A 21,044-nucleotide genomic window follows, 5' to 3' on the forward strand; every position below is an offset into this window, starting at 1 on the left:
GAAACGGTACCGTCCTTCAAAAGGACGGCAAAGCCGTTTCCACTTGTTATCAGATAAGCGGATGGAGAAACTGTGTGGCCGGAGACTTAGCCTTCCAGCAGCAGGGATTCCGGGTCCTCCAGCAATTCCTTGACTCTGACCAGGAAGCTGACCGCTTCTGATCCGTCCACGATCCGGTGATCGTAGGACAAGGCGATGTACATCATCGGACGGTTGGCCGTGCGCTCCTCATCCAGTGCGATGGGGCGCAGCTGGATTTTGTGCATGCCGAGAATGCCGACCTGCGGGGTATTGAGGATCGGTGTGGACAGCAGGGAGCCGAACACTCCGCCGTTCGTGATGGTGAAGGTTCCACCCTGTAGCTCCGGCAGGCTGAGCGTATTGGCGCGCGCTTTGGAGGCCAGCTCGCCGATCCGCCGCTCAATCTCAGGGAAGCTAAGCCGGTCGGCATCGCGGACGACCGGTACAACCAGGCCTTCCTTGGCAGCTACGGCAATGCCGATGTCATAATATTTCTTCAGCAGGAGATCTTCCCCGTCGATCTCGGCATTCAGCATCGGGTAAGCCTTGAGCGCGCCGATGACGGCCTTGGTGAAGAAGGACATGAAGCCGAGTCCGACCTCGTGCTTCTCCTTGAAGGCATCCTTGCGGCGCTTGCGGATGTCGAGAATGGCGGTCATGTCCACCTCATTGAAGGTGGTCAGCATCGCGGCCGTCTGCTGCGCTTCGACCAGGCGGCTGGCAATCGTCAGCCGCCGCCGCGACATGCGCTTGCGCTCGGTGGCTTTGCCGTCCTCGGCGTGCGGCGCCTTGCCCGCTGCCGGCGGCGCGGGCTTCGCCGGCTCCGGCCGCGCAGCCGGAGCCGCTTGCGCAGCGGCCTGCGGCCCCGCTGCGCCATGACCATCCACATCGGCCTGACCGATCCGGCCGATAGGGTCGCGGGCACTGACCTCGCCGAGGTCGATGCCCCGCTCCCGTGCCAGCTTGCGCGCCCCCGGCGAAGCCAGGGCCGCAGTGCCTGCCGCCGCACTTTCGGCGGCGGCTGGAGCCGTTACAGCAGCGGCCGGTTCAGCCGCTGCGGCACTTGCGGCAGCAGCAGGCGCGCTGCCGCCCTGCGGAGCGCTGTCTGCTGCCGGCTTGCTGGCAGCGCCTGCACCGGCGGCGCTGCCGATGATGCCGATGGCTTCGCCAACGGCAACGTTCTCGCCCGCCTGGCGCAGGATGGAGGAGATGACGCCGTCCTCCTCCGCACTGATCTCCAGATTGACCTTATCGGTCTCAAGCTCGGCAAGCACATCCCCCTGGCCGACAGTGTCGCCCTCTTTAACCAGCCATTTGTAGATCGTTCCTTCGGAAATCGATTCGCCCAAATCGGGTACTTTTATCTCGGACACAGGCCGTACCTCCCCAAATATAGTGGTGTGCGTAATATCGGATGACCGCCTTGCTGTACTCAGGAAGACGGTACAGGTGCTTGCACTGTAGCATTCAATTTCAGGGCTTCCCGGACAATGCGCCGCTGCTCGAAGCTATGGACATCTGCATAGCCGCTGGCCGGGCTGGAACGGTCCGGACGGCCGATGTACTGGACAGTGACCTTCTGCGGTGCGATGGCGCGCAGCCGGGATTCGGCATACGTCCAGCCGCCCATATTCTTCGGTTCTTCCTGTACCCAGACGATCTCCTCCAGAGAGCTGAAGCCGCTAAGGTGAGCGCCAAGCTCGCGTTCCGGGAACGGATAGAGCTGTTCCATGCGCAAAATGTGCAGCCAGGAGAAGTCCTGTCCGCGTGTTGCCTCCAGCTCCGTCTGCAGGTCGATGGCCACCTTGCCGCTGCATACCACGAGGCGCTTCACGGCTTCCGGTTTACTGCCGAGCAGCGGCTCGGGAAGAACCGGCTGGAAGGTGCCCGAAGCGAGGTCAGCTCCGGCTGAGGTGCTGCGCGTGTTACGGATCAGGCTCTTCGGCGCCATGATCACCAGCGGCCGGGCATCCGGTTGTCCGCAGAGTGCGGCCTGACGGCGGAGCAGATGGAAATACTGAGCAGCAGTGGTCAGGTTGGCTACAGTCCAGTTCTCCTCAGCGGAGAGCTGGAGGAACCGTTCCATTCGGCCGCTGGAATGCTCTGGTCCTTGGCCTTCATAGCCGTGAGGCAGCAGGATCGTCAGATTGCTGCGCTGCGTCCACTTGGCGCGGCCGGCTGAAATGAACTGGTCAATAATGACCTGAGCGGCATTGGCGAAGTCGCCGTATTGAGCCTCCCAGATGACGAAGGTCTCCGGTGCGAATACATTATAACCATATTCGAAGCCAAGGACAGAGGCCTCGGACAGCGGACTGTTGTAGACGCCGAATGAAGCGCCGGCATCACTCAGCTGATGCAGCGGAGCATAGAGTTCCCCGTTCTCGCTGTCATGCAGCACCAGATGACGGTGGGCGAACGTGCCGCGCTGTGCATCCTGTCCGCTGAGGCGGATCGGCGTGCCATCCTTCAGGATGGTAGCGAAGGCAAGTGTCTCTGCCAGCGCCCAGTCTACCCGCTCTCCGTCATTCAGCGCATCCTTGCGGCGCTGCAGAATCCGTTCCAGCTTCGGATAGACCTTGAAGCCGGCCGGTACGCGCAGCAGCTCACGGTTAATCTCCTGCAGACCGGCAAGAGGGAAGGCAGTCGGACGCTGCTGGGGACTGTCGTTATCCAGCGCGACGGCGGTTTTGGACTCCGCATTCTTGTGCTTTCCTTCCTTCATCTGGTCAAAGGCCTGCTGGAGGACGCTCTCTGCCTCGGCAATCATGTTCTTCAGATCATCTGCTGTAATTACCTTCTCGCGCTCCAGGCGTTCTGCATAAGCGCGGTACACTGTAGGGTGGTTACGCACTTTGCCGTACACAATCGGCTGGGTGGTCTCAGGATCATCCATTTCATTATGCCCGTGGCGGCGGTAGCCGATTAGATCAATCAGGAAGTCCTTCTTGAACATATGGCGGTAAGCACTGGCCAGACGTACTGCGGCAATGCAGGCTTCCGGGTCATCGGCATTGACATGCACGACCGGAATCTCATACCCTTTGGCCAAGTCGCTGGCATAATGGGTGGAGCGGGAATCCTCGCTCTCTGTGGTGAATCCGATCCGGTTATTGACGATAATATGCACGGTGCCGCCATTCTGATAACCCTGCAATTTGCCGATATTAAGCGTCTCAGCGACAATGCCCTCTCCAGGGAAGGCGGCATCGCCGTGCATCAGCACAGCCATGGCCTTGCTTGTGTTCAGCTTAGGCAGTCCCGGATCGTTGCGCTCTTCCTGTGCGGCGCGTGTGAAGCCCTCGACGACAGGGTTGACGAATTCAAGATGGCTCGGGTTATTGGCCAGTGTGATCCGGGTGCGCACGGTCTCGCCTTCGCGGACGGCACGGTCAGCCCCGAGATGATACTTCACATCACCGCTCCAGCCGTAGGTCACGCCCATGGAGCCTTCCGAAGGGAACAGTTCCTTGTTCGGCGAATGATGGAATTCCGAGAAAATAATATCATAAGGCTTGCCCAGAATATGAGCCAGCACATTAAGTCTTCCGCGGTGGGCCATGCCCATCAGGATATGCTCTGCGCCGTCATGCGCGGCGGCCCGCACAATCTCATCCAGCATCGGCACGAGGGCATCATTGCCCTCCAGGCTGAACCGCTTTTGGCCGACGAAGGTCTTGTGCAGGAAGGTCTCGAAATGCTCCACCTGAACCAGCCGCTTCAGCAGCTCTTTGCGCTCTGTATTATTCAGCGGGGCAGGGGAGGTCATCGATTCCGCCTGGCTGTTGAGCCAGCGCAGCTCGCGTTCATCATGCACATGCCCGAATTCATAGGCAATGGTCTGGGTATAGGCCTGACGCATTCTGTGGACGGCATCCATCGCGGTATGCACATCTGCAGGGGCATTATCCCAGATCAGCGAAGCGGGCAGAGCATTAAGATCCTCGCGGGTAAGCTCGTAGGTCTCCAGCTCCAGCCATTTGGCCATCGGGTTCTTGCTGCGCTCCAGCGGGTCAATGTCTGCGGCCATATGGCCATATATTCGAATATTGGCGATCAGCTTCGAGGCCTTGACAGCCTTCTTGAGCCACTCGGCATCTGCTGATACGGCAGGCCTTGGAGCCCTCTCGGCATCGGGTGCCAGTGGAGGGGGGCCGGATACGGTGAAGAGATCGCGGTAATGTTGTTCAACAGAAGAGGGGTCCTTGACAAATTGCTCATATCTTTCTTGGATGTAGCCCAGATTGGGGCCGTAGTATTTGCTCCATACTGTGTCGTTATAGGGCTCTTTGACTGCCATGAATAGGTCCTCCTAACGGATAAACTCCACGCGAGGCATCCAGTGTGCCACTTGGCGGAGCTGCAAATGTTTGCGGTTTCATTCTCATCCTATTGTGCTACTTTCCGGCGGGGTAATCAATTCATACTTTCGGTCAATCCGTTCGCAATTCGGCATGATTCATTACAGTATTCATACGGAACTATCATAAATAGAAATAAATCCATATCACTGTCCGTTATCTATACAGATGGGTAATTGTCTCTATACGATGTTGCGTGGTGCGGTAAAGCGGAGTAGTTAGAGTTCCCTTTAGCATAATTAAACTATTACTTAGGGTTTGAACTTGGAACTGGAAATATTTATACAAGCCGCTGGCAATTTCAGCTAAGTTTCCTCACATTTTATCATAAAAAAATTCCAGAAAACGACACACTAATCGCGTATGATCTTGTATAATGTTATTGCGGAGAACGGTTTCATCGATTCTTGCCAGATCCTTTCATGATGGAAAGGGTCCAGTAAAAGGTAAACCTGCCGAAAGACAGGGGCACAAAGTCTCGGATCTAACGTAGAGATACTACAAAGTAGCAATACTACTATGATGGCCGGACTGCCTGGGGACGCGAAAATTCTAGGAGGAGATTTCTTGGATATGTCCAACCAGGGGAATGACGAGCTGCAGGCAGTAGATCTGGATTTAGAATGGGTGCACTTGCTGATGTCTGCCAAGCAGGCGGGGATCGCGGCGGAGGATATCCGCCGGTTTCTAAGTGAAAAGGCACTCCAGGCGATGTAAGGGCGGTCATCATTGTTAGGATACATACAGAAAAGGCACAGCGTCCGGTACGCTGTGCCTTTTCTGCATGCCGCTTGAAAGAATGCCCTCGCCGAAGGCGGCCTCCCTGCCGTGCGGAGTCTTCCTTGAGGCATACGATGCTACGTCTAGTTGTCCTTTTGTTCCATGCGCCATTTCTGGTAATCGAGGAATTCCTTGAATTCGCGTTTGCTTATACCGGAGGCCATAGCCTCCTGAACCAGCCGGAACCATTCCCCGTCCAGCGCCTGTTCTTCCGTCTCTGCCAGTCCGCCATACAGCAGTACATGAATGGATACCTGAAGCGCGTCTGCGATTTTTTCGATGAATTGAATGGAGGGGTTGGATTGAATATTCCGTTCCACATTACTGAGGTATGATTTCGCCACATCAGCCTTATCCGCAAGCTCGGATAGCGAATAGCCCTTCTCCAGCCGGAGTTTGTGGATGCGGCTTCCCATAGTATCTGACACGATTACAACGCCCTCCGTACTTTTTTGGTAAAAGATAAGAAGTGATATGCTTCGCGCTATACCGTAGCCCTATCTTTCTCGCAGAAACGGTGCCGCTCTTTAAAAAGAAGACAAAGCCGTTTCCACTTGTCAGTATAACAAAAATCTGCAAATCGGACAAAAATCCTTGAACCCGGAAGCGGGGAAAAGGAAACGGCATACCCGGCCCGGATGGGGGAGGATATGCCGTTCTTGATCGATAAATGCAGCTTTGGCCTACTTGGCTTCTCCCACTCCTTGAAGTGCATCGAAGGTCCAGTTCAATGCTAAGCCGTCACCCTGGAAAATATTCTGATCGAGCGTATTGTCCACGAACTCGAAGGCGATCTTGAAGGTCTTGGACCCGGCTGCGGCAATCCCTCCCGGCAGTATACCTGCTGCTACGAGATCGTAGCTGGGGGTGTTTTTCAGATCCTTCAGGGAGATCTCGGACAGCACATGACCGCTTAATGAACCGCCGGTGTATGAATTATCGAGGAGCTTGACCTTGAAGTGGTCTCCGAGATCCTGGCCTGCGTTATCGCCCTTGGCATCGGTCACGGTGTAAGTGGTGGCAAGCTTGAGGAATTTGATATCCAGTGTGCCGTCATTGGACAAGGTGAAGGTGCGGACGGTATAGTCTCCCGGCTTCAGATTCGTCAACGCTACCGGAGTATTGAAGGAAGAGCCAAGCTTCAGCGTACCTGCGGCGAAGGTTGCCGTGCTGGTGGCTGTGGAGCTGAAGTAAGCGAACGTGCCCCCGCCGATTAAAGACAAACCCAGTGCTGCTGATGCTACGCCAAGACCCAATGTTTTTTTGATACCCATGATTAATTTCCTCCTCGAATGGTTTGTTTTGTTGGTAAATTATTTGAGACTGCCTTTTTCCTGGTTGGCTTCAAAATTCAGCGTCAGCGCAAGCGTATCGCCCTGATAATAGTTCTGCGGCTGGAGAGTCTCCTTGAAGGCGAATTGAATGAGCAGATTATCGGAGGTTCCGGCTTTAATGCCGGACTTCTCTCCGCCCAGGATCGCTCCGAGAATTCCCCGGGCCACCAGATCGGGACTCTGCTTCTCCAAATCGGCCAGCGAGATGACCAGAAGCGGCGCTTCTTGCTTATCCTTGTTCGCGAGGAAGGTCACAATAATATCATCCTTGAAATTATGGGAGCCGTTGTCTCCCAGAGCGTCTGTAATGGCCGATGAGGTGCGCAGCACTACTTTGGGAATGTTAAGCGTCCCGTCATTTATAAGCTTGAAATCTCTTAAGATGCTGTCTCCCGGCTTGAGGTTGCTGAGATTAACAATGACAGAGGGATCAGACTTCAGTGATAAAGTTCCGTTGTTAAAAGAAGATGAGGTAGTAGAGGTGCTGCTGAAGTAAGCGAAGGTGCCTCCGCCGACCAGGGTCAAGCCTAATGCTGCCGATACAACGCCGAGACCTAATGTTTTTTTGACGTTCATTTGTTCATCCCTCTCTCTTATGAGTCTGGTTTGTGCATAGCCGGGGCTTCCGGCAAGCTGTATTGTGGCTCCGCGTTTCGTAAACGGGAGAGGACAATTGATCATTATACGAGGTCAGTCACAGTATCCGGCCCGCCGCCGTTGTTTGCGGAAGACGAGACGTTCTTCTTTTCAAGTGCCGCAACGGCCTTCCAGGAAGAATACAGCGCGTAGAGGAGCAGAAGCAGTCCGGGAATAATCATCAGCACTACGCTTCCGGCTTTGGAGACTGCGAAGCTCATGGCATAGCCCACATAGGGGACGGTCACGCCGGTGTACTCACCTACCACATTCGTGGAACTGACGGCGGCGGTGTCGGCTGAGTCATTATTGTCGCCCTTGGTGGTGTAGCTGGCTTCCCCCAGAGCACTGTTCAGCTCAGTATCGACCACGCGGTGGGTGATCAGAATATTATCGGGATTCAAAAAAGTGATCACATCACCCTTCTGGAAACGGCTCATGTCTCCGCCCGGCTTAATGGCCACAATGGAACCGGTCTGTATGCCGGGCTCCATGGAGCCGGATAATACCGTCTTGATCTGGTAGCCGAAGAAAGAGGGCTCGCCGCCGGAGGCTTTGGAGATCACAACGGCTGTGATCAGCACCAGGAACACCATCAGAATTAGTGTGGAGATTATCGTGCCCGCTATTTTACGGATGCGCATCTTATTCGCCGCCTTTGCTGGTATCGGGTTGTGGAGCCGGTGTAGCTGCAGGAGCAGGTTGCCCGCCGTCCATCACAGTGCCCGGAATTGGAATTTCGCTGCCGGGTTCATGATCTGGAGCCGCTTCCGGTAAAAGAATCTCAGGCGCCGGAGTGGCTGCTGGAGCAATAACCTCAGCTGCTGAAGCTGTTGGGACTGGGGTGTTCTGTACAGGAGCTTCGGGAGCGGGCTCCTCTACCGGCTGGCTTTTGTCAGGAGGACTGGTGGCAGGCGGCTGGTTCTGGGCTTGTTCATGCTCCAGCTTCAGCGCTTCGTCAGCAGCTTTCTGCTTCTCTATGGCGAGCCGCTCGGCTTCCTCCGCTCTGGCTTTATTGGCCTTTTCAAGCGCCAGTCGTTCCTCTTCCTCTTGCTGTGCCTTCGCCTTGTCCTCAAGGGCCGTCTTGGCGTCAGCGATTTCTGCCAGCCGTTCCTGCAAGGTGTGGATTGTGGAGGACAGGGTATCCTTGGATGCTGATAATTCGGTATTCAACTGCTCATACGCGGCCAGCAGCGCGGGGGATACCTGCGAATCTGCCTGATAGGCGCTGGTTACGAACGAGAGGATAGGCTCTTCAGCAGGGAAGCTGTAGTCATCCTGCCGGAGTAAGACGCGGTCAGGATTGCCAGTGGGCAATGATCCGCCGATATCATGAATCGAGCCAAGGTATTGCACAATTCCGCTTAACGTCTCCGCCAGCGATTCCGACAGAATCCCGCTTTGATGAAGACTCTCTTGAATCTGGTCGAAGAACTGTGCATCACGGATTTCCAGACAGTTAGGGTCGAGATTCACCATATACCCTCCGAGCTTGTGCAGAATGGCCGCTGCATAGCCAATTTCCTGCAGGATTTGTTGCCAGACCGTCCCGTTGAAGCTCAGTTGCTTCTCCAGCAGATCGATCTCGCTGCCAGCTTGAGTGAGCTGCGACGAGAGTTCGTCCGCAGCCTGATCAAGCTCTGCAAGTGACAACTCTCCGGTAGCGATTGAGGCGTCATACACTCCACTGAAGCTATGGCTGCCAAGGGAAGCTTTCAGCTCCATGAGGGTGCTTATGTGACCGCTGAATTCGGACAACAGCTGTTCAATCTGACCCGGGAATACTGAGCACAGCCCGATGGAGCTGATCTGCTCCTGGGAGGTGTTGAACTCTCCATAGGTGCTGCCGATCTGGCCCGAGGTGTACATCAGTAGCACAGATACGGCCATACCCGAATGCAGAATCCGCAGGCCGAGCTTCCTGGTTTTTCGTTTGCGCCGCTTGGCAGATCTGGGGTACATAGCTAAGCCCCCTCTCAACTTGCTAATGAGTTATTCGTTATATTCGTTCTTTATAAAGAACGATATCGTAAGCAAATCATACACTGCACCGCTTGGAAAAGAAAAATGTTAATTTCAGCGAAATGTTCGCAATAAAGTACGAATTGGATGGGATATCTCGCTATAGCTGCGGGTATCGCTGTTTTTCACAAATGTTCTTTATAAAGAACGAATGGCTGGAGTGAGTGTGAGGAACGGAGTGAGGCGAGTAGAAAAGCGAGGGGGTGATGAAGTAAATAGGTGTTAAGTGCAGGAAGTTGGCGGGGAGCGTAAATGAGGAGCATAAGTGCACCTGAATGGGGCAAAAGTCGGCTGGGAGCGGAAATGAAGAGCACAAGTGCACCTGGATGGGGCAAAAGTCGGCGGGGAGCGTAAATGAGGAGCACAAGTGCACCTGAATGGGGCAAAAGTCGGCGGGGAGCGGGAATGAGGAGCACAAGTGCACCTGAATGGGGCAAAAGTCGGCGGGGAGCGTAAATGAGGAGCATAAGTGCACCTGGATGGGGCAAAAGTGGGCGGGGAGCGTAAATGAGGAGCATAAGTGCACCTGGATGGGGCGAAAGTGGGCGGGGTGAAGAATAGGGCCCAATGTAAGCGAAAAACCGAACACAATTCGGATGCTGCACCAGTCGGCTAAACGAATGGGTTAGTGTATTCGTTGGCAAAGAAGGGGTTGTCCCAAAAGCAGCGATACTTCCGTTAATGGAGAATCGCTGCTTTCTCTGTTGTGGAAGAGAATTCAAATGATATTCTCTTATGATTGGGTGTTTCGTTACCACTTAAACAGCGGAGCGTCCACTCAAGTGCTCACGTTGACTCTACTCCGCAATAAAGGGCTGTCCTAAGCAGCCATTTCATGGTTTTTAGGACAGCCCCTCTCCGCTAGTTTTATGAAAATGTCCGAATTCGCTGAACCTGTTCCTTCACGCAATTCCCAATATAATACAAACTCAAGGAAGTTTCTCCCCGCGCGAGGTGATGTACAGCTCATACCATTCCTTGCGGGATAGCTCCAGCTGGTCTGCGCCTGCACAGGCGGATATCCGCTGCGGATTCACAGTGCCGATGACGGGCTGAATAGCTGCGGGATGCGTCATCAGCCAAGCCAGGACGATAGCCTCGGGTGTCGTAGCCTTCTCGTCAGCAAGTCTCCGTACCATGGCTGCTGTATTCACAACATTGTCCGGCTGGCCGTCAAGCGGCCGTCCGCTGAAGAGTCCCTGGGCCAGCGGGCCCCAGGCCTGTAGCTGGATGTTCCCGGCACGGCAATACTCCATGGTGCCCTCCGGGAACGTAATGTCCTTCCACGGGTCGCGGTTCACGCTGAGTACGGCGTCGACCCAGCTGATTTTGGACAGGCTCATATGCAGCTGATTGACTATGAACGGCTCGTCGCAATAAGTCTGTAACAGCTGGATCTGGGCGGCGCTCATGTTGGAGACGCCGAAGTGGCGCACCTTGCCGGAGGCCTTGAGCTGATGCAGCGCTTCCGCCACCTCTTCGGGGTCCATTAACGGATCTGGGCGGTGCAACAGCAGAATATCAATATACTCTGTGCCCAGCCGTGTGAGAGTTCCATCAACACTGGACAGAATGTGCTCCCTGGAGAGGTCGAAGCTATTAGAGAGTTCGCCTGGCTCCATCAGCTTGATGCCGCATTTCGACTGAAGCAGGATGTCCTCGCGTAGCCCCGGCCGTTCCTTAAAGATCTGCCCGAACACCTTCTCCGCTTTGCCCCGGGTATAGATATCCGCATGGTCAAAAAAATTAATACCTATCGACAGCGCTGCATCCAGCGCCTCATGCCCCTGCTTCATATTCGCAGCGGTGACCGGTTCGCGGTCCCAGCCTCCTCCCAGTCCCATGCAGCCCAGCGCGATACGGCTGGCAGGTATGCCGCGCCGGTTAAGGGGTAACGCCTTCAGCAAAGTGATCCCTCCATAGTATTCAGCTTGAGAATGCTCCGGTTATGCTACCGGACAAGCCTACACCTTTAGAACCCGGTGTGGTATCGCTTGTCGCTGGAGGAACGGTGCTTCGTGGTCTCTTTATCCTTCTCTTCCTCTTTCTCGAGTGTCAGGTCCTCTACGGGTATCGGGTCCACATGCTGCTGGCTCTCATCTACATCGAACAGGCTGGGCTTGTCCGCAGGGTATTGCTCCGGGTGGTCGCGTTCGTCTCTGATCGGCTGTTTGTCATCGCTCATAGCGGCTTCACTTCCCTTTCCAGAGTATCCGTCAGGCGGGGGTTGGCATTCAGTCCAGTTGCCTAAGCCGCTCGCCGGCGGTTTGCTCCCTACATAAACACATATTGTCTTCGCTAAACAGTTACAGCGGCTGAAATCCGCGATACGAGGACGTACTCCAGACACCAAAGGGACTGCCTGCTGCCGGTAACGGCAGAATAGACAATCCCCCTGGTTCATAGGTATTTTATTAGTCTCCGATAATCGGTCTGCCGATATCATCCAGTCTGCGGACGGCTACATCCTCATACAGGCGCTTCAGCCATTTCAGCTCGGTCTGGCTATGTTCATATCTGCCGTACATCATATGCAGCACCGAGCGGGGCACGATGGAGATATGCTCCTCGTATACTTGATAGGCATAATTCACCTGATGCTCCGCCTCCCGGATGCGTTCCTCCAGCAGCTTCGCCACCTTGCCCTGGTCGATATGACGCGCGAGGGCCAGGGCCATGTACAGCGGATGATACGGCGGATCACTTTTCTTAATCTGCTGGAGAATGAGCTGCTCCATCAATTCTTTGCCTTTATCCGTAATGCGGTAGATGGTCTTATCCGGCCGGTCCGGGCTGTGAATGATCTCCACCGCCTCGATGTGGCCGCCTGCGGCCAGTTTGTCCACGGCGTAATATAAGGAACCGGTCTGAAGCTTGATGACTTGATCCATAGAGCGTTCCTTCATGACCAGGGTAATCTCGTAGGGATGCATATTCCGCTCCAGCAAAAGTCCCAGAATCAGCAGCTTCATCGGCATGGGCTTACCGCTGACCTTGATTTGCACCATGCTGGCTGCCCTGCGGCAGCAGACGGTCCTTCGGCATCAGAAGGACGAACACCACCGTAAGCACCGCCGGAACGATGGCCCACAAGAAGGTATGTGAGATCGACGAAGACAGTGAGTTCGTGATTTTCTCCAGTACAGGCGCCGGAATCTGTGCTCTGGCCTCGGGTGTTAACGCGGAACGCGGGTCGCCGAAGGAAGCGGCCTGCCCGCTGTCTCCGAAGGCTGTGCTCAGCTCGGAGGCGAAGTGGTTACGCTGGATAATGCCGAAGATTGTAATCCCCAGCGTCATCCCGAGCGAGCGCATGAAGGTACTGGTGGACGTTGCCGAACCGCGCTGGCGCATGTCGAAATGCTGGATAGAAGACAGGCTGAGCACGGAGAAGGAGAAGCCCACGCCGAAGCCGGTCAATGCCATGAAGGCATTAAGCGCCATCCGGGGGGTCTCCGGGGTTAAGGTGCTGAGGGAGTAGATCCCGCCCACGAAGCAGACTGCTGACAGCAGCATGATGTTGCGGAAGCTCGTTTTGGTGGTAAGCAGGCCGCCGGACTGGCTGCCAATTACGGTACCAATCATCATCGGCATCAGTATCAGGCCGGAGTTGGTGGCGGAGCCGCCGTATACCCCCTGGACGTATATTGGGATATATACCGTGGCTACGATGAATGCTGAACCATAGAACAAGCCAAGTATACTGCTGGTTGCGAACAGGCGCTGCCGGAACATGGCGAAAGAGATGACCGGCTCTGCCGCGAATTTTTCAATGATAATGAAGGCGATCAGAAGCACGGCGAACGCAGCGAACAGTCCGAGAATGGCCGCAGAATCCCAGGCATACTGGTTACCGCCAAGCTCCAGGGCGAACATCAGGCAGATGATACCTGCCACCAGGGTGAACGCGCCGCCCCAGTCAATCCGTTGCTTGGAATGCGTGATGGATTCCTTGTAGGAGGTCATAATAAGGAAGAACGAGACAATCCCGATGGGCAGGTTAATATAGAAAATCCAGTTCCAGCTCACATATTCGGTGATATACGCACCAAGCAGAGGCCCAATCACACTGGAGATTCCGAAGACAGCACCGAAGAGTCCGGTGAGCTTACCTCTTTTCTCAGGCGGGAAGATGTCAAAGACAATCGTGAAGGCAATCGGCATGAGTGCTCCGCCGCCAATCCCTTGTATCGCACGGTAAATACTGAGCTGGGTAATGCTCGCCGACGTTCCGCACAGGGCGGAGCCGATCAGGAACACGATAAGCCCGAAGATGAAAAACCGTTTGCGTCCGTACATATCGGACAATTTGCCGAAGATTGGGGTTCCGGCCATAACCATGACCATGTAGGCGGAGGTGACCCAGACGATTTTATCCAGTCCCCCGAGGTCGGAGACAATCGTGCCCATAGCTGCGGCAACAATGGTGTTATCCATGGCTGACATCAGAATACCGAGCAGCAGTCCGACAATGACGAGCTTGAGATTACTTTCTTTGCTGTGCATGTTAAGCTCCTTTATGTTTAAAATTCAATGGAATTTCATTATAGTCAAATTTGAATAGGGTGGCAATTGTTTTTTTAAAGAGGACATACAGGTTGGGATCTGCTGGGAACTTGCATGCGTGTACTTGGTATTCCTTATCTGCCGGTCCTTTATTCCTGCTGCAATAGGGCAAAGTATCTGGAGGAGGGAAAAAGGCTGCTTGTCACCTGAGGTCTTGACATACCCATGGGGGGTATATTATATTGGTAATAAGGAGGCTGATTCCTGTGTCTACAAATGAGAAGGACCCTGCCGGACAGGATTGTGCAGAAGCCTGCCATTCTACTGCTTCCGGTGTGCGTAAGAGTCATCATTCCCCGGAATTCAAGAATGGGCTGACGACCCGGCTGAACCGGATTGAAGGGCAGATCCGCGGAGTCAAAGGCATGATTGAACGGGATACCTACTGTGATGATGTGCTGAATCAGCTGGCGGCGGTGCAGGCGGCCCTGAACAGTGTGGGCAAGCTGCTGCTTGAAGGCCATATGAAGAGCTGCATTATCGAACGGATCGAAGCCGGTGAGCATGAGGTGATTGACGAACTGCTGGTTACGGTGAACAAGCTGATGAAATAAAGGTTGTGCTTTGTATGGGATTTAATAGTTCGAATTCTCCAGGCTGTGGTGAGGAAGAAAAAAGAATAACGACCAAGGGTCTGATTGTACTTTGTGCAATAGAATTCCTGCTTAACGATTAAAATATCCATTCTATTGTATTCCGTACAATTGAAGTCAGGGAAATAAGGTGAAAGTGCCTAAAAGCAGAAAAACTAATGTACAAAATACAATAGATTCCACTCAGAGGCTGATTTATCCGGCATCTGTTGTATAAAGTACAATCAAGCACAGCCACCCCTTCCTCACGGAACAATCTATATATCCGGCTGTAGAATATGAACACAAATTAAGCGTGTACCAACAATAATTAGGAGGTTATTCAAATGTCGAACGTAACACTGAATGTTGAAGGAATGTCCTGCGGTCATTGTGTAAGTGCTGTAGAGAAGGCTGTGAGCGGTGTAGGCGCTGCAGCGAAGGTGGATCTGCCGGCGAAGACGGTGGCGGTTGAATTCGATGAGAATGCGGTAAGCCTGGATAAGATCAAGGCCGCTATTGAAGATCAGGGCTACGACGTAGTGTAAGCTAAGGTTTGTAATATAAGGGCTTGGAGCAGGGAACCCTGGGGTACAGGGCCGGGCGCCAATGCCTTTTCTTTTCAAGATAAATATACCCCTTGGGGGTATGTGGAGGTGCATGAGGATGGAAAAGAGTACAGAGGCCGCCCCGCAGCAGGCAACGCTGCAGATTACCGGCATGACCTGCTCCGCCTGTGCGGCGCGGATTGAGAAGGGCTTGTCCCGCATGGAGGGGGTATCCCGGGCGAATGTCAATCTGGCACTGGAGCAGGCTACGGTGGGCTTCGACCCGGCGGTTATGGATGTGCCGCAGATCGAGGAGAAGATCCGCTCCCTTGGCTACGATACGCTGAAGGAGTCGGCGGATTTCGATATTACCGGCATGACCTGTGCCGCCTGCTCGGCGCGCATTGAGAAGGTGCTGGGACGGATGCCGGGGATCGCGGCTGTGAATGTCAACCTGGCGCTGGAGACTGCGCATGTGGAATATTCGCCGGGCAATGTCAGTACAGCCGAGATTATGGATAAGGTGAGCAGCATCGGCTATAAGGCGTCACTTAAGCAGGACCGGAAGGATATCGCGGAGCAGCGCAGTGAAGAGATTACACGCAAGCGGAATAAGTGGATGATCTCCGCGTTGTTGTCTCTCCCGCTGCTCTGGGCCATGGCGGGCCACTTCTCGTTCACAACCTGGATCTGGACGCCTGAGCTATTCATGAATCCCTGGTTCCAGCTTGTGCTGGCGACCCCGGTTCAGTTCGTGATCGGCTGGCAGTTCTATGTCAGCGCCTATAAGGCGCTGAAGAATGGCAGTGCCAACATGGATGTGCTGGTGGTGCTGGGTACCTCTGCGGCGTATTTTTACAGCTTATACCTGACGATTGATTCTCTGAAAATGAGCGGGATGCACCACACCGTGGAGCTGTACTTCGAGACCAGTGCGGTTCTGATCACGTTAATTCTCGTAGGCAAGTGGTTAGAAGCGCTGGCCAAGGGGCGTTCGTCGGATGCGATCCGCAGCCTGATGGGGCTTCAGGCCAAGACTGCACTGGTGCTGCGTGACGGCGCGGAGCTGAGCATTCCCGTGGAGGATGTAGTGATCGGCGATATTGTGCTGGTGAAGCCCGGCACGAAGGTGCCTGTAGACGGTGAAGTCGTTGAGGGGTTGTCCTCCGTCGATGAATCCATGCTCACAGGCGAGAGTATCCCGGTGGAGAAAAAGCCGGGGGATTCTGTTATCGGAGCTACGATGAACAAGAACGGAATGCTGCGGGTTAAAGCCCGCAAGGTCGGCCGTGATACGGCGCTGGCACATATCATTAGAGTCGTGGAGGAAGCGCAGGGCTCGAAGGCACCGATCCAGCGGATTGCTGATGTCATCTCCGGGATCTTCGTGCCGATTGTGATTGGTATTGCTGCTGTAACCTTCGGGGTCTGGTATATCTGGGGAGCGCCGGGGCAGTTTGCAGAGGCCCTGGAAAAAGCCATTGCGGTGCTTGTCATCGCCTGTCCTTGCGCACTGGGACTGGCGACGCCAACCTCCATTATGGCCGGGTCCGGCCGGGCCGCCGAGTTCGGCATCCTGTTCAAGGGCGGGGAGCATCTGGAAGCTGCGAAGGGCGTGAAGGTGGTTGTCGTGGATAAGACCGGGACCGTGACCAACGGCAAGCCTGTATTGACCGATATTGTAGCAACTACCGCAATAGCTGCGCAAGGCCGGGTGCTTGGCGAGAACCGGCTGCTGGCCATAACAGCGGCTGCGGAGAAGCTCTCGGAGCATCCGCTGGCGGAGGCCATTGTGGCTGGAGCACAGGGTAGAGGAATCGACCTGCCGCCTGCGGGCCAGTTCGAGGCGGTACCAGGCCGCGGGGTGTCGGCGGTAGTGGACGGCCAGAAGGTAAGTGTAGGCACACGGCGGATGATGGTGGAGAACGGGCTGGATATCGAGCCGTGGACAGGGATCATGACCCGGCTTGAGCAAGAGGGTAAAACAGCGATGCTGGTAGCCGTGGAGGATGCGGTAGCGGGAGTGATTGCCGTGGCTGACACGATTAAGGATACCTCACGCGAGGCAGTAGCCCGGCTGCATGCTATGGGTATTGAGGTTATCATGATTACCGGAGACAACAAGATTACGGCCCAGGCGATTGCGGATCAGGCGGGCATCCGCACGGTTCTGGCGGAGGTGCTGCCTGAGGGCAAGGCGGAAGAGATCCGCAGGCTCCAGAGCGGCGGAGTCAAGGTAGCAATGGTCGGTGACGGCATCAACGATGCTCCGGCGCTGGCAACCGCGGATACGGGCATGGCGATCGGCACCGGCACCGATGTAGCGATGGAGGCGGCGGACATCACGCTGATGCGCGGCGATCTGATGAGCATCCCGGATGCGATCCTGATGAGCCGCAAGACCATGCGCAATATCAGGCAGAATCTGTTCTGGGCGCTGGCCTACAACACGCTCGGCATCCCGATTGCGGCGCTCGGCTTCTTGGCGCCCTGGCTGGCCGGAGCCGCGATGGCCTTCAGCTCGGTATCTGTTGTACTGAACGCGCTGCGTTTACAGCGCGTCAAGCTGTAAGAATTATACGGCTTGCTGGAGTCGGAACCATCCGGACGGAAGGAAGGAACCCAAAGAATCGCCGGTACATATGCCGGCGATTCTTTGGGTTAGATATGAAGCGGAGGGGAGCACCTAAATGCGCGTCTTCTATAGACGCATTCGGTACATGCTACTCTATTCGCTGGCTGCTGCGGAAGCCGAAGCGGTCTTTTTCCGGCCCAGCAGGTTCGTGCCAATAACCCCGGCGATGATCAGGAATGATCCGATCCAGTGATAGACCGTGATCTGCTCACCCAGGAAGATCGCTCCGGCTGCAATGGATACGATGGTGGAGAGGTTGGTGAAGACGCTCATGAGTGAGGCCTCGATTTTGGATAAAATATAGGTTGAAGTCAGGGTTGTGACCAGCGAGGCGACCACCCCCAGATATACGGCGGACAGGACAAATGTTGTGCTTCCCAGCGGATTCAGGAAATCCCCGAGCGTGCCGCTGACTGTATGTCCGGTAAGCGAGATGATCAGGAAGGTGGCGAAGCCGACTCCCATCATCAGATAGCTGAGCTCAGCAGGGCTGAAGTGGCTGGAGAGGGAGCGGGCCAGCACACTGTACCCGGCAAAAGCGAGACAAGTCATGAACAGCAGCACAATCCCGGTCATATTGGACAGCTGAATGCCGCTTCCCTTCATGACGAAGATGAATACCACGCCGAATACCGAGAGGAAGATACACAGCTTTTGCAGCAGGGTGGTCTTCTCCTTCAGGAAAATCGAGGCGATGATCATCGTCACCACCGGAGTGAATGAATAGAGGATGCCTCCCTCGGCTGAGGTGGCGCGCTGAAGTCCGAAGACCTGCAGGGTGAAGAAGCCGAGCGGATACATCGCGGCGAGCAGCAGGGCCCGGCCAATCGGCTTGCCCCGGTAGGAAACCTTGACCCAGCCGAGGGCGACCGGAACCGACATCACGGCAAACGAGGCGGCGAACCGGAAGGTCAGCGTGTCGAGCGGCCCGGCATGAACGAGAGCCACTTTGGTGAACAGGAAAGAGAAGCCGATAATGACCGCATTGAGTACGGCGAAGCTGTAGGCCAGCTTGAGTCCTTGTTTGTGCATGGGTACATCTCCTTATAGGTTAGTGAAGATTGGATGCTGTAAACATTCGATCTATTACTTTAAAATTAAAGGAAAAGGCGTACACCAACAATACAAGCTTTCCTCAACTGTACCGGTACAGTCTGCCGCGATCCTATATAATAAGGGAAGAATAATAGGATAAAATACACGGCATAGTAGGGTAATGACGGCGAACGGAGGCGGGCGATGAACAAATATCATCAGGTGATCACAGAGCTGGAGCGGCAGATGAAGGAAGGGCAGTACCGCCCGGGGGATAAGCTGCCGTCTGTGCGCAGTGCTTCAGAAATCTACGGCTGCAGCGTCAGTACGATTCTGAAGGCATACGGGGAGCTGGAGAGGACGCATACGATCTACTCTATTCCGCAGAGCGGCTATTACATGGTGGACAAGAGTGACGATTCGGCAGCGGCGGGGAGCGAAGGGACGGTTGATTTTGCTTCGGCTTCGCCGGATCTGAACGTCTTTCCGTACCTGGACTTCCAGCATTGCCTCAATAAGGCGATTGATCAGTACAAATACCATCTGTTCACCTATGGTGATGCCCTGGGGCTGGAGACGCTGCGCCGCACCCTGGTGTCGCATCTGGCGGAGTATCAGGTGTTCGCCAAGGCGGAGTCGATTCTGATTACCTCGGGGATTCAGCAGGCGCTGGAGATTCTGGCTAGAATGCCTTTTCCCAGCGGCAGAACGGAGATTCTGGTGGAACAGCCGGGGTATGATATTTTTTTGCGGTATTTGGAGGCTGAGGGCCTGCCGGTGAGCGGAATCGGGCGTTCGGCGGCGGGCATTAACCTGCAGGAGCTGGAGGAGAAGTTCGCCAGCGGGAGATTTAAGTTTTTTTATACGATGCCCAGATATCACAACCCCCTTGGGACAACCTACAGCACAGAGGAACGCAAGGTCATTGCCGGACTGGCAGCCAAATACGATGTCTACATCGCCGAGGATGATTATATGGCGGATCTGGGGATCGGACGGCGTTATGACCCGATCTATGCGTATGACCAGACTTCCCATGTCATCTATCTCAAAAGCTTCTCCAAAATCATCTTCCCGGGCCTTAGGCTCGGTGCGGTGGTTGTGCCGCAGCCCCTATTGGAGGCCTTCCGCTCCTATAAAGGCTACACCGATACCTCGCTGCTGTCACAGGCTGCGCTTGAGGTATACATCAAGAACGGGATGTACGGGCATCACAGGCACAAGATCAAAGCCATGTATGCCAAAAAAATCCGCGCGGTATACGAAGCACTCGGGCGGCATAATACAGACGGCTTAATCGAAGCCTCTGCGGACAGCTCCGGCATCTATATCCAGTTCAAGCTGCCGCTCACCGTCAACCTGGAGCGTCTGGTCAAGCGCCTGGCCGGGCGGAAGATCCGCGTGGTACCCGGGAATGGCTTCTATCTGCCGGGTTACCAGACCCGGGACAAATTCCTGCGCATCAGTATTTCCCGGGCGGGGCTTACGCAGATTGATGAGGGAATCCTGACGGTTGTCCAGGAGGTGAAGCGCGGGAGCGGGTGGTAGGGGCCGTAGAGGCCGTAGAGGCGGAAGAAGAGGAAGAAGAGGAGCAAGAGGCGAAAGAGGGCGGAAGAGTCTGAAAGAGGCTGGAAGGGAGCCACTCTTGTTGTATGGGCCGCGAAATGGGATCATAATAGGCTTATATAGGAGTGAAGAGAGGTGGGACGATAATGAAAATAACGAATGAAACCCTTGAGCTGTTGAACCGTCATACCTCTGTCCGCCAGTACCAGGACAAGCCGGTCAGCGACGAGCTGCTGTCAGCAGTGATTGGAGCGGGACAGATGGCTTCGACTTCCAGCAATGTCCAGGCGTACACAGTTATTGCTGTAACGGAGCCAGCACTGAAAGCCCAGTTATCTGCCTTATCCGGTAATCAGGCGTACATCGAACAGTGTCCGGTCTTTCTGGTCTGGTGTGCGGACCTGTACCGGCTGCGGGAAGCGTCCGCTCCGCATTTGGAGGGGAAGCCGTCCTATGAGGACACGGCCGAGAATCTGATTGTAGCGACTGTCGATGTGGCGCTCGCCGCGCAGAATGCTGCTGTTGCCGCAGAATCGCTCGGTCTTGGCATTGTCTACATCGGCGGCATCCGCAATGAGATCGCTGCGGTATCTGAACTGCTCGGCCTGCCGGAGCTGGTCTATCCGGTCTTCGGCATGTGCCTCGGGTATCCGGCCGCCGTGAACGGCATCCGCCCGCGCCTGCCGCAGGCGGCGGTGCTGCATCATAACGGCTACAATGCCGAAGCCGCAGTGGAACAGGCCCAGGTGTACGACGCGATCTCCAGCAACTACATGCGCGAGCGTACCGGCGGCCAGAGCGCAGCCTCTTGGTCGGAGATGATGGCCGGCCGGCTGGCTCAGCCTGCCAGGCTGCACATGAAGGAATTCCTGCTCAGCAAGGGATTCATGCAGAGGTAGTGAACAGAAAGGCCTTCTCCAGAGTCTGTGGGGGAGGCCTTTTTTTGATTGGGGGAGGATGGACCGAACGTA

Annotated in this window: 18 protein-coding genes and 1 riboswitch; of the genes, 6 read left to right on the top strand and 12 right to left on the bottom strand. The window is 55.2% G+C overall.

Going from position 1 to position 21,044, the window contains the following annotated elements:
- Positions 1-86 precede the first annotated feature (86 nt).
- Both odhB and NYE24_RS22410 read right to left on the bottom strand, forming a co-directional pair.
- A complete protein-coding gene (gene odhB / locus NYE24_RS22405; RefSeq protein WP_342476714.1) occupies positions 87-1,394 on the bottom strand; it encodes a 2-oxoglutarate dehydrogenase complex dihydrolipoyllysine-residue succinyltransferase in 1,308 nt (435 codons plus the stop codon).
- Positions 1,395-1,453: 59 nt separating this feature from the next.
- On the bottom strand, positions 1,454-4,321 hold the full coding sequence (locus NYE24_RS22410) for a 2-oxoglutarate dehydrogenase E1 component (RefSeq protein ID WP_036695619.1): 2,868 nt from the start codon (positions 4,319-4,321) through the stop codon (positions 1,454-1,456).
- A 496-nt stretch (positions 4,322-4,817) separates the two neighbouring features.
- A riboswitch (cyclic di-GMP riboswitch) is annotated at positions 4,818-4,921 on the top strand.
- Positions 4,922-4,955: 34 nt separating this feature from the next.
- On the opposite strand from NYE24_RS22410, the gene NYE24_RS22415 reads away from it, so the two are divergent.
- Complete coding sequence (locus NYE24_RS22415) at positions 4,956-5,099, top strand: anti-repressor SinI family protein (protein WP_143803895.1); 144 nt, start codon at positions 4,956-4,958, stop codon at positions 5,097-5,099.
- 146 nt (positions 5,100-5,245) lie between these two features.
- Here the strand turns inward: NYE24_RS22415 and NYE24_RS22420 are convergent, their stop codons facing one another.
- The 9 genes from NYE24_RS22420 to NYE24_RS22460 form a co-directional block, all read right to left on the bottom strand.
- A complete protein-coding gene (locus NYE24_RS22420; RefSeq protein ID WP_036695620.1) occupies positions 5,246-5,578 on the bottom strand; it encodes a helix-turn-helix domain-containing protein in 333 nt (110 codons plus the stop codon).
- Positions 5,579-5,845: 267 nt separating this feature from the next.
- Complete coding sequence (locus NYE24_RS22425; RefSeq protein WP_036695621.1) at positions 5,846-6,436, bottom strand: TasA family protein; 591 nt, start codon at positions 6,434-6,436, stop codon at positions 5,846-5,848.
- A 39-nt stretch (positions 6,437-6,475) separates the two neighbouring features.
- Positions 6,476-7,072: a TasA family protein gene (locus NYE24_RS22430; protein ID WP_076162439.1), complete on the bottom strand. Its 597-nt coding sequence runs from the start codon at positions 7,070-7,072 to the stop codon at positions 6,476-6,478.
- 104 nt (positions 7,073-7,176) lie between these two features.
- On the bottom strand, positions 7,177-7,776 hold the full coding sequence (locus NYE24_RS22435; RefSeq protein WP_342476715.1) for a signal peptidase I: 600 nt from the start codon (positions 7,774-7,776) through the stop codon (positions 7,177-7,179).
- 1 nt (position 7,777) lies between these two features.
- Entirely contained in the window at positions 7,778-9,094 is a 1,317-nt protein-coding gene (locus NYE24_RS22440) for a hypothetical protein (protein ID WP_342476716.1), read from the bottom strand.
- Positions 9,095-10,083: 989 nt separating this feature from the next.
- On the bottom strand, positions 10,084-11,061 hold the full coding sequence (locus NYE24_RS22445; protein ID WP_342476717.1) for an aldo/keto reductase: 978 nt from the start codon (positions 11,059-11,061) through the stop codon (positions 10,084-10,086).
- A gap of 65 nt (positions 11,062-11,126) precedes the next feature.
- The gene (locus tag NYE24_RS22450; RefSeq protein ID WP_342476718.1) at positions 11,127-11,339 is read right to left on the bottom strand and encodes a hypothetical protein; all 213 of its coding nucleotides are present in this window, start codon (positions 11,337-11,339) and stop codon (positions 11,127-11,129) included.
- Between the two features lie 229 nt (positions 11,340-11,568).
- Positions 11,569-12,162 carry a PadR family transcriptional regulator gene (locus tag NYE24_RS22455; protein WP_305954397.1) on the bottom strand — a complete coding sequence of 198 codons (594 nt, stop codon included), beginning with the start codon at positions 12,160-12,162 and terminating at the stop codon, positions 11,569-11,571.
- Positions 12,137-13,657, bottom strand: coding sequence for an MDR family MFS transporter (locus tag NYE24_RS22460; RefSeq protein WP_342476719.1), 1,521 nt, complete (start codon positions 13,655-13,657; stop codon positions 12,137-12,139). The genes NYE24_RS22455 and NYE24_RS22460 overlap by 26 nt, the downstream gene beginning before the upstream one ends.
- A 335-nt stretch (positions 13,658-13,992) precedes the next feature.
- On the opposite strand from NYE24_RS22460, the gene NYE24_RS22465 reads away from it, so the two are divergent.
- From NYE24_RS22465 to NYE24_RS22475, 3 genes are all read left to right on the top strand, one after another.
- On the top strand, positions 13,993-14,271 hold the full coding sequence (locus NYE24_RS22465; RefSeq protein WP_235218520.1) for a metal-sensitive transcriptional regulator: 279 nt from the start codon (positions 13,993-13,995) through the stop codon (positions 14,269-14,271).
- Positions 14,272-14,636: 365 nt separating this feature from the next.
- A complete protein-coding gene (locus NYE24_RS22470) occupies positions 14,637-14,837 on the top strand; it encodes a copper ion binding protein (protein WP_036699020.1) in 201 nt (66 codons plus the stop codon).
- Positions 14,838-14,955: 118 nt separating this feature from the next.
- The gene (locus tag NYE24_RS22475) at positions 14,956-17,409 is read left to right on the top strand and encodes a heavy metal translocating P-type ATPase (protein ID WP_036699018.1); all 2,454 of its coding nucleotides are present in this window, start codon (positions 14,956-14,958) and stop codon (positions 17,407-17,409) included.
- Positions 17,410-17,565: 156 nt separating this feature from the next.
- On the opposite strand, the gene NYE24_RS22480 is transcribed toward NYE24_RS22475, so the two are convergent.
- Positions 17,566-18,504, bottom strand: a complete 939-nt coding sequence (locus tag NYE24_RS22480) for a DMT family transporter (RefSeq protein ID WP_076160163.1) — start codon at positions 18,502-18,504, stop codon at positions 17,566-17,568.
- Positions 18,505-18,711: 207 nt separating this feature from the next.
- On the opposite strand from NYE24_RS22480, the gene NYE24_RS22485 reads away from it, so the two are divergent.
- Together NYE24_RS22485 and nfsA are read left to right on the top strand one after the other, a co-directional pair.
- Positions 18,712-20,055: a PLP-dependent aminotransferase family protein gene (locus tag NYE24_RS22485; RefSeq protein WP_036699015.1), complete on the top strand. Its 1,344-nt coding sequence runs from the start codon at positions 18,712-18,714 to the stop codon at positions 20,053-20,055.
- A gap of 164 nt (positions 20,056-20,219) precedes the next feature.
- The gene (gene nfsA, locus NYE24_RS22490; protein ID WP_036699014.1) at positions 20,220-20,972 is read left to right on the top strand and encodes an oxygen-insensitive NADPH nitroreductase; all 753 of its coding nucleotides are present in this window, start codon (positions 20,220-20,222) and stop codon (positions 20,970-20,972) included.
- The last annotated feature ends 72 nt before the right edge of the window (positions 20,973-21,044 follow it).

Origin of the sequence: Paenibacillus sp. FSL H7-0350, from assembly GCF_038593195.1 — a bacterium.
GTDB lineage: Bacteria > Bacillota > Bacilli > Paenibacillales > Paenibacillaceae > Paenibacillus_AQ.

Excerpts from the sequence above, each read along its gene's own strand:
- NYE24_RS22460 (WP_342476719.1), bottom strand. The coding sequence starts at position 13,657 with ATGCACAGCAAAGAAAGTAATCTCAAGCTCGTCATTGTCGGACTGCTG.
- NYE24_RS22475 (WP_036699018.1), top strand. The coding sequence starts at position 14,956 with ATGGAAAAGAGTACAGAGGCCGCCCCGCAGCAGGCAACGCTGCAGATT.
- NYE24_RS22485 (WP_036699015.1), top strand. The coding sequence starts at position 18,712 with ATGAACAAATATCATCAGGTGATCACAGAGCTGGAGCGGCAGATGAAG.
- NYE24_RS22440 (WP_342476716.1), bottom strand. The coding sequence starts at position 9,094 with ATGTACCCCAGATCTGCCAAGCGGCGCAAACGAAAAACCAGGAAGCTC.
- NYE24_RS22430 (WP_076162439.1), bottom strand. The coding sequence starts at position 7,072 with ATGAACGTCAAAAAAACATTAGGTCTCGGCGTTGTATCGGCAGCATTA.
- NYE24_RS22415 (WP_143803895.1), top strand. The coding sequence starts at position 4,956 with ATGTCCAACCAGGGGAATGACGAGCTGCAGGCAGTAGATCTGGATTTA.
- nfsA (WP_036699014.1), top strand. The coding sequence starts at position 20,220 with ATGAAAATAACGAATGAAACCCTTGAGCTGTTGAACCGTCATACCTCT.
- NYE24_RS22425 (WP_036695621.1), bottom strand. The coding sequence starts at position 6,436 with ATGGGTATCAAAAAAACATTGGGTCTTGGCGTAGCATCAGCAGCACTG.
- NYE24_RS22480 (WP_076160163.1), bottom strand. The coding sequence starts at position 18,504 with ATGCACAAACAAGGACTCAAGCTGGCCTACAGCTTCGCCGTACTCAAT.
- NYE24_RS22435 (WP_342476715.1), bottom strand. The coding sequence starts at position 7,776 with ATGCGCATCCGTAAAATAGCGGGCACGATAATCTCCACACTAATTCTG.
- NYE24_RS22470 (WP_036699020.1), top strand. The coding sequence starts at position 14,637 with ATGTCGAACGTAACACTGAATGTTGAAGGAATGTCCTGCGGTCATTGT.
- NYE24_RS22450 (WP_342476718.1), bottom strand. The coding sequence starts at position 11,339 with ATGAGCGATGACAAACAGCCGATCAGAGACGAACGCGACCACCCGGAG.
- NYE24_RS22420 (WP_036695620.1), bottom strand. The coding sequence starts at position 5,578 with ATGGGAAGCCGCATCCACAAACTCCGGCTGGAGAAGGGCTATTCGCTA.
- NYE24_RS22455 (WP_305954397.1), bottom strand. The coding sequence starts at position 12,162 with ATGGTGCAAATCAAGGTCAGCGGTAAGCCCATGCCGATGAAGCTGCTG.
- NYE24_RS22410 (WP_036695619.1), bottom strand. The coding sequence starts at position 4,321 with ATGGCAGTCAAAGAGCCCTATAACGACACAGTATGGAGCAAATACTAC.